At 53.5% G+C, this 12,493-nt stretch carries 12 protein-coding genes; 8 read left to right on the top strand and 4 right to left on the bottom strand.

Annotation, left to right across the window (positions count from 1 at the left end):
- Positions 1-84: 84 nt before the first annotated feature.
- Positions 85-1,701 carry an acyl-CoA synthetase gene (locus TALK_RS00060; protein WP_085614633.1) on the top strand — a complete coding sequence of 539 codons (1,617 nt, stop codon included), beginning with the start codon at positions 85-87 and terminating at the stop codon, positions 1,699-1,701.
- A 99-nt stretch (positions 1,702-1,800) separates the two neighbouring features.
- Here the strand turns inward: TALK_RS00060 and TALK_RS00055 are convergent, their stop codons facing one another.
- Together TALK_RS00055 and TALK_RS00050 are read right to left on the bottom strand one after the other, a co-directional pair.
- Entirely contained in the window at positions 1,801-4,359 is a 2,559-nt protein-coding gene (locus TALK_RS00055; RefSeq protein ID WP_085614631.1) for an ABC transporter permease, read from the bottom strand.
- Positions 4,356-5,138 (bottom strand): ABC transporter ATP-binding protein, encoded by a 783-nt coding sequence (locus tag TALK_RS00050; protein ID WP_085614629.1) that lies wholly within the window; start codon positions 5,136-5,138, stop codon positions 4,356-4,358. Before TALK_RS00050 ends, TALK_RS00055 begins: the two co-directional genes overlap by 4 nt.
- Before the next feature lie 173 nt (positions 5,139-5,311).
- Here TALK_RS00050 and TALK_RS00045 point away from each other — a divergent pair, with 173 nt between their 5' ends.
- The 7 genes from TALK_RS00045 to TALK_RS00015 all read left to right on the top strand — a co-directional run bounded on the left by TALK_RS00045 (position 5,312) and on the right by TALK_RS00015 (position 11,965).
- Positions 5,312-6,034: an arylesterase gene (locus tag TALK_RS00045; RefSeq protein ID WP_245829607.1), complete on the top strand. Its 723-nt coding sequence runs from the start codon at positions 5,312-5,314 to the stop codon at positions 6,032-6,034.
- Positions 6,035-6,972: 938 nt separating this feature from the next.
- Positions 6,973-7,674 (top strand): J domain-containing protein, encoded by a 702-nt coding sequence (locus TALK_RS00040; protein WP_085614625.1) that lies wholly within the window; start codon positions 6,973-6,975, stop codon positions 7,672-7,674.
- A 213-nt stretch (positions 7,675-7,887) separates the two neighbouring features.
- Positions 7,888-9,006, top strand: coding sequence for an FIST signal transduction protein (locus tag TALK_RS00035; protein ID WP_085614623.1), 1,119 nt, complete (start codon positions 7,888-7,890; stop codon positions 9,004-9,006).
- A gap of 144 nt (positions 9,007-9,150) precedes the next feature.
- A complete protein-coding gene (locus tag TALK_RS00030; protein ID WP_085614621.1) occupies positions 9,151-10,191 on the top strand; it encodes an NADP(H)-dependent aldo-keto reductase in 1,041 nt (346 codons plus the stop codon).
- 51 nt (positions 10,192-10,242) lie between these two features.
- Positions 10,243-11,109 carry a pirin family protein gene (locus TALK_RS00025; protein ID WP_085614619.1) on the top strand — a complete coding sequence of 289 codons (867 nt, stop codon included), beginning with the start codon at positions 10,243-10,245 and terminating at the stop codon, positions 11,107-11,109.
- Positions 11,110-11,193: 84 nt separating this feature from the next.
- The gene (gene thpR / locus TALK_RS00020) at positions 11,194-11,739 is read left to right on the top strand and encodes an RNA 2',3'-cyclic phosphodiesterase (RefSeq protein ID WP_085614617.1); all 546 of its coding nucleotides are present in this window, start codon (positions 11,194-11,196) and stop codon (positions 11,737-11,739) included.
- A gap of 37 nt (positions 11,740-11,776) precedes the next feature.
- A complete protein-coding gene (locus TALK_RS00015; protein ID WP_085614615.1) occupies positions 11,777-11,965 on the top strand; it encodes an integrase core domain-containing protein in 189 nt (62 codons plus the stop codon).
- Between the two features lie 42 nt (positions 11,966-12,007).
- On the opposite strand, the gene TALK_RS00010 is transcribed toward TALK_RS00015, so the two are convergent.
- Together TALK_RS00010 and TALK_RS22215 are read right to left on the bottom strand one after the other, a co-directional pair.
- On the bottom strand, positions 12,008-12,235 hold the full coding sequence (locus TALK_RS00010; RefSeq protein WP_085614614.1) for a hypothetical protein: 228 nt from the start codon (positions 12,233-12,235) through the stop codon (positions 12,008-12,010).
- 2 nt (positions 12,236-12,237) lie between these two features.
- On the bottom strand, positions 12,238-12,493 hold a 256-nt coding region (locus TALK_RS22215), incomplete at its 5' end, for a hypothetical protein (RefSeq protein ID WP_211274746.1).

The following is a 12,493-nucleotide window of genomic DNA, read 5'->3' as shown; positions in this document are numbered from 1 at the left end:
TCCTGCGGACGCACTAGCATGTCGCCAACCAAAACGTCGAGAACTTAAAAATCAAAAAAGACGTCGCGGATACAGGGAGGATACATGCTGGCCGGTCGTAACGATTACGCGACGGTGCGTTCGGACTTTGTCTGGGACGTGCCCGATTATTTCAATATTGGTGTCGATGTTTGCGACAAATGGGCCGACGATCCAGATCGTCTGGCGCTGATGTATCGCAGGCGCGATGGGTCCAGACGCGATTACAGCTTTGCACAGCTTAAACGTCTGTCGAACCGTTTTGCCAATGTCATGCGCCGTCATGGCATCCGGCGCGGGGATCGGGTGGGCATTCTGTTGCCACAAAGCCCCGAAACCGCAGTCGCCCATATCGCAACTTATAAAATGGGTGGCATTGCCGTGCCGCTTTTCACCCTGTTCGGGGTTGAAGCACTTGAATATCGTCTGGGCAATTGTGCCGCCAAGGCGCTGGTCACCGATCAGGAAGGGGCACGCAAGATCGCCGAAATCCGCGATCTGTTGCCGGCCCTTGAATACGTCTATGTTATTGATGGTGCCCCCGATGGCTGTTTTGACTTCAAGGCGCTTTCGGCCGAGGCATCGGATGAATTCGAACCGGTTAAAACCCGGGCTGATGAACCAGCTTTGATTATTTATACCTCGGGCACCACCGGCCAGCCCAAGGGGGCGCTGCATGCCCATCGGGTGTTGTTGGGTCATTTGCCCGGTGTTGAAATGTCACATGATTTCTTTCCGCAAGACGGCGATGTTATGTGGACCCCGGCCGATTGGGCGTGGATTGGCGGGTTACTGGATGTGTTGTTGCCCGCTTGGCATCACGGCAAGCCGGTTGTGGCACATCGGTTTGAAAAATTCAGCGCCGAGGCTGCCTTTGAACTGATTGCCGAATATGGCGTGCGCAATACCTTTCTGCCGCCAACCGCGTTAAAAATGATGCGTGCTGCTGGTGATGATGTGGCGGCAAAGTTCAAGTGTAATATTCGTTCTATTGCAAGTGGCGGTGAAACATTGGGTGCGGAATTGCTTGATTGGGGGCGTCGGGTGTTTGGCGTGACGATCAACGAATTCTATGGTCAGACCGAATGCAATATGATCGTCAGTTCCTGCCAGTCAATCATGGCGCCCAAGCCCGGAGTGATGGGCCGTCCGGTGCCAGGTCACAATGTGGCGGTCATCGACATTCATGGCAATGTTTTACCCATTGGTGAAATGGGCAAGATCGCGGTTAAAGCCCCCGATCCGGTGATGTTCCTTGAATATTGGCGCAACCCGGATGCGACGCGCGATAAATACATTGGGGAATGGCTTTTGACGGGTGATATCGGTCAATTTGACGAAGACGGCTATATCCGCTTTGTCGGGCGCGATGACGATCTGATCAGTTCGGCGGGCTATCGCATCGGCCCGGGCGAAATCGAAGACTGCCTGATCGGCCATCCTGCCGTGCGCATGGCCGGTGTGATCGGCAAACCCGATGAACAGCGCGGCCAGATCGTTAAGGCGTTTATTGTGTTGGTTGATGGCTTTGCCCAAAGCCCGGAACTTGAAGCCGAAATTCGCAATTTCGTCAAAACCCGATTGGCCGCGCATGAATACCCGCGCGAAATCGCCTTTATGGAACAATTGCCGATGACCACGACGGGCAAGGTCGTCCGCCGGGCGTTGCGCGATATTGCTTGATCGGGTTAAACGCAAATCGAAATGAAATGAAAAGCCAAAGGGGCCGGTACATCGTGACCGGCCCCTTTGGTGTGATGGATATGCGGTTTGGTTTTTGGCTTACTCGTTACGCAGCAACGGTGCCGCCGGGCTGCGCAATGCCTGCCATGTGCCGATAAAACCTGCTGATAATGTGGCGATCAGGCCAATCGCGATTGGACCAAATATCGTCATTGGCAGGAAGGTCCAACTGGCTCCCATGATCAGGACAAGGACAGACCAGGCGGCAAGGCTGCCAACCAAGGCGGCAATCACCCCGGTCGCCAGTCCCAAAATCCCGTATTCCAAGCCATAGGCATAAAGGATATTGGCCCGTGTCGCGCCAAGGGTCTTAAGCACCACGGCATCATAGATCCGCTTGCGCCGTCCGGCGGCAACCGCCCCGGCAAGAACCAGAACCCCGGCAATGATCGCAATCGAACTGGTTGCGTTTAAGGCGGTGCCAATCCCGGCAAGGATCGCATTGGCCGCTTCAAGCGCTTCACGCACCCGGATTGCCGATACATTGGGGAAATCCAGACCGATCATGCGATCTACCGGTTCTTCCATGTCGCGCGGCATATGGGCGGTCGCAATCAGGCTATAGGGGGCCTTGTCGATCAGGCCCGGTGAAAACACCATCGCGAAATTCATCCGCAGGCTCTGCCATTCGATTTCGCGCCAATTGGCAATTTCGGCGGTAATGTCACGGCCCAGCACATTGACCGTAATCGTGTCGCCCGGTTCAAGTGCAAACGCTTCGCCGATATCGCGCGATATTGAAACCAGTGGCTTGCTGGCGTCATCATAATCCGCAGGCCACCATTGGCCGCGGACAATCTGTGTTTCCGGCGGCGGGCTGGCGGCAAAGGTCAACCCGCGGTCCCCGCGCAGGAACCACCGGTCATCGCCGGGGCCAACATCATTGGCATCCACCCCGTCAATTGCCGTGACACGCCCGCGCAACATCGGTGTTTGTTCGATATCCGAAACATTATCTTTTTCAAGAAGTTGGGATCGGAACTGATCCATCTGGTCCGGGCGGATATCCAGGAAAAAGAATGCCGGGGCCGATTCCGGCAGGCTCTCGCTGATCTCGTGATCAAGATTGCCCTCGATCCCCGATATCGTCACCAAAAGCGTTAACCCAAGACCAAGTGACAGGGCGACAGGCACCGTGTTGGCACCCGGCCGGTGCAGGTTGGCCAGTGCCAGGCGTGAAAATGCATTCCGCCCGCCCTTGATCCGTTTTGACACCGATACAATTGCCTTGCCCGCAACGGTGAAAACCGCAATCGCGGCCAGCGACCCAATGATAAAGCCAATTGCAATACTGTAATCCGTCGCGGTTAAAACCGTCAAAAGCAACAACAGCACCAGCGGCACAATGATAAACGGCAGGTCGCGTTTGCGGATCGCATTGTTACCCATCAACCCGGCACTGGCCCGAAACAACCGGGCGGCCGGAATTTCACGCGCCCGTAAAAGCGACGGCATGGCAAAAACCAATGTGGTCAGAATGCCAAATCCTGTCGCAATCAAAAGCGATGGCAATGCCGGGCCGACGGTAACATCAATCGGCAAACGATCTGCCAAAAGCGGCGCGATGATCGCCGGGGTAACCGCGCCGATGACAAGCCCGATCGCAATTCCGACAAGCGACAGCATCAGGATTTGCAAAAAGTAAATCCGCAGGACAAGCCCATGCGATGCCCCGATTGATTTCAAGGTGGCGATGACGGATGTTTTGCTTTCGATATGGCTGCGCACCGCATTGGCGACCCCGATCCCACCGACCAAAAGGGCGGAAAGCCCGACCAAGGTCAAAAACAGGGTCAGTCGTTCGACAAAACGGCGCAGGCCGGGATTGGCATCTGTTACGTCGCGAATACGCCAACCGGCATCTTCAAAGCGGTCCGTCAGGCGATCCCGAAAGGCTTTTGGGTCTTCATTATCATTCAAATCCAATGCGTAATGATAATGGATCAGGCTGCCCGGTTGTACGAGGCCGGTTTCGTTAAGCGCCCCCGTCGCGACCATCAGGCGCGGCCCGAAATTGAAAAAGCCAACCGCCTTGTCGGGTTCGGTGGCAATTACGCCCCGGATCTGGATGTTGATATCACCAAGGCGCAAAGTATCACCCACCTTGATCTGCAACCGTTCCAGCAAGCCTGCCTCGGATACCCCGCCCCAGACACCATCCTTTTTATCAAGGATGCCCTTAAACGGGATCGCGTCCTGAAGTTCCATATCGCCAAACAGCGGATAGATATCGTCAACTGCCTTAAGTTCCACCAAACGGCGCTGATCGTTGCCATAGGCGGTGGCGCGCATGGTTGCCAGTTCGCCGATGCGTTCGGTATTTTCACCCAGCCAGTCGCGCTGTTCTTTGGTGGCGGGAATATGCACCAGACGTAATTCAACATCGCCGCCCAAAAGGGCGCGACCATCGCGTGCCAGCGCACTTAGAACGGATTCCGAAACGTTTCCAACTGCGGCAATCGACCCGACACCCAGCGCCAGACAGGCCAGAAAAATCCGAAACCCTGAAAAGCCGCCGCGCAATTCCCGCCGACATACTCGCCAGGCAATCGACCACAGTTTCTCTGTCTCAGGCAAAGATGTGGATACGCCGCTCATGATTTGGCGTCCTGTTGGGGGGCTTGACGGGTTTCAGGATGGTTTTCCTGTTGCGAAACAATTTCCCCGTCACGCAGCATGATCGACCGGTCGCATCGCGCGGCAAGCTCCGGATCATGGGTAATCAGCAACAGGGTCGATCCTTTGCGCTTCGCCAGATTAAACAGCAATTCGATGATCGTTTCGCCGGTTGCCCCGTCAAGATTGCCAGTCGGTTCATCGGCAAGCAACAGGGCCGGATCGGTGGCAAGGGCCCGCGCCAGCGCCACACGCTGTTGCTCGCCACCGGAAAGCTGGCCGGGGTAATGGTCTATGCGATGGCCAAGGCCCACGGCCTTAAGTTCGGTTTTTGCCCGTTCAAACGCATCGCGGCGCCCGGCAAACTCCATCGGCAGGGCCACGTTCTCAAGGGCTGTCATCGTCGGGATAAGGTGAAAATCCTGAAACACGATGCCCACATGATGGCGGCGATAAAGCGCTAGCCCGTCTTCATCAAGCTGGCGCAAATCCTGTCCACAAACCTGGATCGCACCGGCCTGCGCCTGTTCCAGCCCGGCAATCACCATCAAAAGCGACGTTTTGCCTGATCCCGACGGCCCGACAAGGCTGACGCGTTCCCCCGCATCGATCTGGATATCAACGCCTTTTAGAATATCCACAACCCCGGCCGGCCCTTTAAGGCTCAGCTTAAGACCCTTTACATCGACGGTGTGCTGTTGTTTCCCGGCGACGGATGCTGGGGAATCCGGTGAAATATTGGTGGTTTCAAGCACAGTCATGTTTGGTCCAATCTGGCGCTGTGGCGTTACAAGGCATTGCAAGGACAATGAAACGGGTTAAATAACTTTACGGAAATCAACGTTGCTGGTTCAAACTTGTTTATCAAGGGGTAACCGAAGGGTAACCAACAGGTAACCGCACCAACACGATGACAGAACATAAGGTGAGATTTGTGGCAAATGCGCTGTGCAGGCAAGACCTCGTTGTTAACCAGTTCACTTCTGGCCAGACCCGGCACCTGTTTAAACGGCTGTTTCGCCGTACGGGCGTATTCTTTGGTATTCTGATTGGCGCGACAAGCCTGCTTTGTGCCCAGGGTGCCAGTGCGGCTGCAAACCGGCCACAAACCCTGATGCTATATGGCGATAGCCTGATGGCAGGTTATGGCTTGTCCCATGAAGATGGCTTTGCCCCGCGCCTTGAAGCCGCCCTGCGTGATGCCGGTCATGATGTCAAAGTCATCAACAGTTCGGTATCTGGCGATACGACGGCTGCCGGTCTTGCCCGGCTGGACTGGGCGCTGGCCGATAACCCCGATATTGTGTTGCTTGAACTGGGGGCCAATGATGCGCTGCGCGGTATCGAACCGGCGCAAACCCGTGCCAACCTTATGGAAATCGTCGGAAAACTGCGCGATCGCGATGTCGTGGTTCTGTTGGCCGGGATGGTGGCCCCGCCCAATATGGGCAAGGAATACGGCGATGAATTCAACGGTATCTATCCCGATCTTGCGACCCAATATCAGATCGATTTCTATCCCTTCTTCCTTGATGGCGTAGCGGCAAATTCAGCCCTTAATCAGGATGACGGCATGCACCCCAATGCTGATGGCGTCAAAATCATCGTCGAACGCATCCTGCCACAGGTTGTTAACGTTCTTGGCGCTGGTTCCTGACCCTGTTCTGGTGCGGGGCCGGTTAACCGGTATTTCGTTGGGTGGATCAAAGATTTGCAAGGCTGCGATACCTATCGCAGCCTTGCGCCGTTTTGGATCAGAGGTTGGAAAACAACACGATAACAATACGCTACGTGGTTGGCGGTGGTGTTCGTCGCCGGGCAGAAACGCTGTTTTGGGACTTGAATCTAGCCTGATTTTTATAAAAAAATAACATACGTAGATAGTTTTTGAAAACAAATCGAAACGATGTCTGCTGTTCTGTCGTGGCAAGTAGGGTTGCGAACAGGAATTCAGATATTATCTTTTAATTTCATATATTTAAGTGATTATTCGCAAGGGTGCGAAATGCAGAAAATGCGGGGAAAAACCGGGAAAAGCACCCCAAAACACCCGGTTTGGTGTGAAATTAACACTCCATTTACTTTCGGTTCTGTTTCGAATATCTCAACTGCAACTGCATTCGTAGGTAAAAATGTTGACCGTAATATCGAAATAGAATGCCGCCTCGTGAAATCGTCAAATAGGGGTTGAATGCGGTGCTGTTCCTTCGCGTTCTGATGTCCGAAAAATATGTTTAGTAACAGTATCTTATGGGGTATTCGCCGCAACGGGTGCAATTTGCAGCCAGATTGATCCATGACGGATGAAAAATTGACCGCCGTGCTTTGGAGTTGCGGATATTATTCAAGTTTTACTGTTAAATATCAGTTAGTTAAAAGATAAATTTCCAAGTGCCCATCGTTCAAAAAGGATAAAAATAGGCATAAAAATGCCTGTGGATGAATCGGAAGCGATTCAAGTTTGCCTACAAACGCAGTTGCAGGCCGTAACCACGATCGCTACACTTTCGTTCAAACGGGGTGTTTTTGGGTGATCTTGGCCGGAAATACACCCCAAGCCGTTGAAAAACTAGGCAGAGGACATTGGGCAGGGCAATGGCGACAGCAACGGTCAAACAATCCTATACCATTCCGTGTTCGTCGGTTTTCCGCGATGCTGTTTTGGAACTTGCAGGCAAACGTGGCGTTAATGCTGCTGATTTGGCACGTTCGGTGATGCTGATCGTGCCCGAAGCCGCGATTGAAGACTATGATGATCCCGGCGATCCGCCCCCGGGGGATCGTGAAACCATCGTGTTGAAATCTGGCCCCGCCGAAGGCCGCCCCTGGCGGCGTAAACCAAGGCTGCAATTGCGTTTGCCCGCCGGACATTCGATCATTGCCGTGCGCAAGGCCTTAAACATGGCGCTGCATTTCGATTTGGGCGAGGTCAAGATGCGGGTCGAAAAGGCCGATGTCCTTGCCGCCGAACGTCTGGTGCTTGAAGAAGCCCACGCCCTTAAAAAGCGTCAAAACGAACCCCCGGTCGAGCTGTTGCAATCGCGCGAGGAACTTGAACGGTTACGCGCCATTGTCGATAATCTGGCGTTTGAACCGCTTGATCGTGGTGTCACAACCTTTAACGAGGCGCTGCATGTGATGGGCTTTGCGCCCAGTGCCCGGCCCGATATCAAGTCCATTCGGATCAAGTACCGCGTTCTGGCCTCGATCCATCATCCCGACAGTAATTATGGCTCGCATCAACGCATGACCCAGCTAAATGCTGCCATGGATTTGTTGCGTCGTCATATTGCCTAATGCGATTGTCCGGGATTGGGTAGCCCATTTTGGGGGCATTGTGGGGCCTGTTCCTGATGTATCCCGGATTGAATTAACGCCGACTGACTTGTGAATGCCCGATTGGAATGCTTAGATAATAGCAGAATAAGAACACGGACCGGGCCCGGGGGATGATGTGCGGTGCGCATCCGGCCTACGGCAATGCCAACCCAAAACACAGCGGGAGAATGCATGACGGCGGAATTTCAGGCGGCACATGCCAGCGGCGAAAATTGGGCAGCGGTCGCAAGCGAGCTGGCAGACCAGCTGCAAAAACAGCCCTTGTCAGAACGCGCTCTGGCTTTTTTATATGTCACCGAATCCCTTGCTGGTGATCTTGGCAGTATCCTGACTTTCCTGCGGTCGCGCCTGTCACTTGAACATTGGGTGGGTACGGTTGGCATTGGTGTTTGCGGATCGGGCCGGGCGTATTTCGGGGTGCCTGCCGCATCTGTTATGATTGCCCCGATTGATCCCGATGATTTTCATATTTTTGAACCACTGAAAACCGATGCCGATCTTGATAACCCGCAATTGCAAGCCGCGATTGACCGGCTGCAACCGATCTTTGGCCTTGTCCATGGCGATCCCGGTGCGCCCGAAAGCCTTGCGACCTTGTCTGAGCTGGCCCGTCTGGGATCGACCTATCTTGTCGGCGGCATTGCATCGGGCGAACGCGGTGCACCGCAAATTGCCGACAAGGTCGTCAAAGGCGGATTATCGGGCGTGTTGTTTGCCGGTAAAACCGCCGTTCAGGTCGGCATCAGTCAGGCCTGCACCCCAATTGGCCCGGTACATCGCGTCACCGAAGGCCGCGAAGGCATCATTTCTACAATTGATGATCAACCGGCTTTGGATATCTTTCGCGCCGAACTTGATGGCGATGGCAGCGAACATTCCCTTGCTTCGGGGCGTTATCACGTTGCGCTGATGGTACCGGGCTCTGATACCGGTGATTTTGTCGTGCGCAATCTGATGGGGGTTGATCCCCATAATAACCTGATCGCCATGAGCAACGATGTGCAGGTGGGCGATACCATCCGCTTTGTCCGTCGTGATGGGCTTGCCGCCGAGCAGGATTTGCGCCGTATGCTGGCGGATGTGCAAAACCGCCTGCCGGGCAAACCGCGCGGGGCGCTGTATTGCAGTTGTGTGGCGCGTGGCCCGCATCTGTTTGGTACCGAAAGCCGCGAAATGATGATCATCCGCGAAGAAATCGGCGATCTGCCGCTGACCGGGTTTTATGGCAGTGGTGAGGTCTGCAATGATCGCTTTTACGGTTATACCGGGGTTTTGACCCTGTTTGTCTGATCGCGAAGGGTTCGCAAATTCATTGCAATAACATGATGTTGCAAGAAAATTTGTGCTAAACGCTTCCATCGGCGCGTGACCGGGATATATTCAACCCATTGAAAATAAAGCGCGCTCAATCAGGGCGCAAAAGGGGATTGATCTATGGAATATCGTCGATTGGGACGAACTGACATTAATGTCAGTGTGATTTGCCTTGGCACCATGACCTGGGGCCAACAAAATACGCAGGACGAAGCGTTTGAACAGCTTGATTACGCGACCTCCAATGACGTCAATTTCATCGATACCGCCGAAATGTACCCGGTCCCGGCGATGGAAGAGACCTTTACCAAAACCGAAACCATCATTGGCAACTGGCTTGAAAAACGCGGCCGTCGTGATGATTTGGTGATCGCCAGCAAAATTGTCGGCCCGGCGGAACGGTTCCCCTATGTTCGTGGCGGCCCGCGCCTGACCCGTGCGCAGATCAATGAGGCCATCGACGGATCGCTTAAACGCCTTAAAACCGATTATGTTGATCTTTATCAGCTTCATTGGCCGGACCGGAATGCCAATTTCTTTGGTAAATTGGGCTATGTCCATGAAGCAAAAGAAGAATTCACCTCGATCGAAGAAAGCCTTGAAGCCCTGCATGACCTTGTTCAGGCAGGTAAAATTCGTCATATCGGCCTGTCGAACGAAACCCCTTGGGGGTTGATGAAGTTCCTTGAATGGGCCGAGAAAAAGGGCTGGCCGCGTGTGGTTTCGGTCCAAAATCCTTATGGCTTGCTCAACCGCACCTATGAAGTCGGTCTTGCTGAATGCTCGATCCGCGAAGATGCCGGTTTGCTGGCCTATTCGCCGCTGGGTGGTGGGGCTTTGTCGGGCAAATATCTTGGCGGTGCGCTGCCCGAAGGCAGTCGTACAGCCCTTTGGCCGCAATATTTCAGTCGTTACCTGACCGATAATGGCATCAAGGCGACCGAGGCTTACGTCAAACTTGCCAAGGATAACGGTCTTGATCCGGCCCAGATGGCGCTGGCCTATGTCAATACCCGCCCGTTCCTGACCGCCAACATCATTGGCGCGACCAGCATGGAACAGCTTAAATCCAATATCGGCTCGGCCTATGTTGAATTGTCCGATGATGTTCTGGCCGAAATTGAAAACATCCAGACCATGTGGCCAAACCCTTGCCCCTAAGGCCGGTTCGACCCAGATGAAGGTCTGAGAGATAGATAAAGGAGGCGGCGCATGGTAAAGCTGATTTCAGGCAAGGTAACCGATATGGGAAACCTGACCGTGCGCCGCATTCTGCCCCATCGCGATGCGCGTGCGGTCGGTCCGTTTATCTTTTTCGATCATATGGGGCCGGCTAATTTTGCCGCCGGGGATGGTATTGATGTTGCCCCGCATCCCCATATTGGTTTGGCAACCGTGACCTATCTGTTTGACGGGGCGATCCTGCATCATGACAGCCTTGGCAATCATCTTGAAATCCGTCCTGGTGATCTCAACTGGATGACGGCCGGGCGGGGCATTACCCATTCCGAACGCGAAACTGGTGATGTTAAAAACCGTGACCATGCCTTGCATGGGCTGCAATTGTGGGTCGCCTTGCCGACCGAGGACGAAGATTGCACCCCTGATTTCACCCATGTCGCCAAAGATGACCTGCCGATCATCGAAGATGCCGGATTGCATATGCGCCTGATCGCGGGCGAGGCCTTTGGCAAAACCGCCCCGGTGCCGGTCAAATCCAAATTGTTTTATCTTGATATTCATATGGACGAAGGCGCGCAATTGTTGCTACCGGGTGAAAATCAGGAAGCCGCCCTTTATGTGATTGATGGCACGCTTGCCATTGACGGCGATAGCCATGGCGCGTTCAGTTTCATCACGATAGCCCCCGAAGAAATCCCCGATATCATCGCCCAAACCGATTGCCGGGTGATGTTGCTTGGCGGCTTGCCGCTGGGCCATCGCCATATGTGGTGGAATTTCGTTTCCAGTTCCAAGGATCGGATCGAACAGGCCAAATCCGATTGGGTCAAGGGTGACTTTCCCCAAATACCGGGTGAAGACGACATCATTCCGCTTCCGGGCCGATCGACCAGCTAAACCGGCGATACCGCCTATACCGCCTGATCCGGGCATTCGGGGCATTCTGTCCTTTCTTTCCCATGATATTGCCGAGTTCTGAATATGCGTTTGTTTGTTGGCATCGAAATCCCGGCTGATATCGCAGCCGATCTTTACCCGCTGGCCCGTGGCATCCGGGGGATTGAGGCCCAAACCCCGGCAAATATACACATCACATTGAAATTCATCGGTAATGTCGATCCCGGCCTTGCCAAAGAAATCGACGGTGTTCTCTCCAACCTGCCGTTCAAGCCCTTTGAACTTCAAGTCAGCGGTCTGGGCGTCTTCGCCTCAGCGCGGAAAATCCGCATTCTCTGGGCCGGTGTCGCAAAGCAACCGGAATTACACGCACTGGCGCACCGGGTGGAAAATTCATTACTGGCAATGGAAGAATGCCCAAACATGGACATGCGCAACTTCACCCCGCATATCACATTGGGCCGTAACCGCGATGCGGCGCGTGCCACCGTCGAACAAACCATCGCCGATCACCTCGACCTGACAAGCAGGGCGTTCACCGTTGATCGGTTCTGTCTGTATGAAAGCCATTCAACAACAGACGGTCCGGAATTTCGGGTGGTTGCGGCGTATGATGGGATAGGTAATTAGAGGAGGGGCGTAAATCTCCACCCGCATTAAAAAATAAATCTGTCCCCTTTTCTTCTGTAAACAGGAATTCCTGTTCCTTCGCTGCAAAACCTTTGAGGATCTCAAACAGTTGGTCGCCGAGGCCATACAAACCTACAACACCAAACGACCACACCTCGCTCTGGCAATGCAAACGCCAGAACTGGTCCATCAAAAAGCCAGCGAGACTAGCCCGCTGGCTTCGTAAAAACCGTCAACGTATTTTAGGACGGCACACGTCATGCAAGTATTAATCACTATAGTCCACTTCAACATGACCAAATTTTAATTTTATCCAGTCTTCTACTGCGTTAGTGGCAGATTCGAGATTTTGATTCTGACCAGAAATTATCTTTGCTCCTCGACGATAAAATACGATTCCCCCTTGAAGCAATTCAACCTCAAAGTCGATGATTGAATTGCCTTTTTCGTACCGGACTGTATGCCGATGTGGCATAGTGATTCTCGTATCGCTCATAACTAAAATCCTTGGATCATCTGTAATGCGTCACCAAAAGATGTTCCCCTTGGAATATTTATTTGCTGGCCGTTTATTGAGCGTATCGTAATTTGTGTAACATTATTGTTCTGCAACAAGGTTGGCAGTTCCTCTGTGAGAAAGATGCTGTTTGGACGAGGATTATTAATAACAGCTGTTACACGTCCAGAAGCTTGCGATGCATAGTTAGCCGAAATTTCCCCCCACACTAATAAAGGGGACAGTCCCCTTTTTACT

This window comes from Thalassospira alkalitolerans (assembly GCF_002115745.1).
In the GTDB taxonomy this organism is placed as follows: domain Bacteria; phylum Pseudomonadota; class Alphaproteobacteria; order Rhodospirillales; family Thalassospiraceae; genus Thalassospira; species Thalassospira alkalitolerans.
Note: the sequence above shows the minus strand (reverse complement) of the source record. Positions and strands in the feature narration are given on the sequence as shown.

Bases quoted from the DNA above. Each gene is read 5' to 3' on its own strand.
- TALK_RS00060 (WP_085614633.1), top strand. From the start codon at position 85: ATGCTGGCCGGTCGTAACGATTACGCGACGGTGCGTTCGGACTTTGTC.
- TALK_RS00040 (WP_085614625.1), top strand. From the start codon at position 6,973: ATGGCGACAGCAACGGTCAAACAATCCTATACCATTCCGTGTTCGTCG.
- TALK_RS00025 (WP_085614619.1), top strand. From the start codon at position 10,243: ATGGTAAAGCTGATTTCAGGCAAGGTAACCGATATGGGAAACCTGACC.
- TALK_RS00055 (WP_085614631.1), bottom strand. From the start codon at position 4,359: ATGAGCGGCGTATCCACATCTTTGCCTGAGACAGAGAAACTGTGGTCG.
- thpR (WP_085614617.1), top strand. From the start codon at position 11,194: ATGCGTTTGTTTGTTGGCATCGAAATCCCGGCTGATATCGCAGCCGAT.
- TALK_RS00010 (WP_085614614.1), bottom strand. From the start codon at position 12,235: ATGAGCGATACGAGAATCACTATGCCACATCGGCATACAGTCCGGTAC.
- TALK_RS00030 (WP_085614621.1), top strand. From the start codon at position 9,151: ATGGAATATCGTCGATTGGGACGAACTGACATTAATGTCAGTGTGATT.
- TALK_RS00035 (WP_085614623.1), top strand. From the start codon at position 7,888: ATGACGGCGGAATTTCAGGCGGCACATGCCAGCGGCGAAAATTGGGCA.
- TALK_RS00050 (WP_085614629.1), bottom strand. From the start codon at position 5,138: ATGACTGTGCTTGAAACCACCAATATTTCACCGGATTCCCCAGCATCC.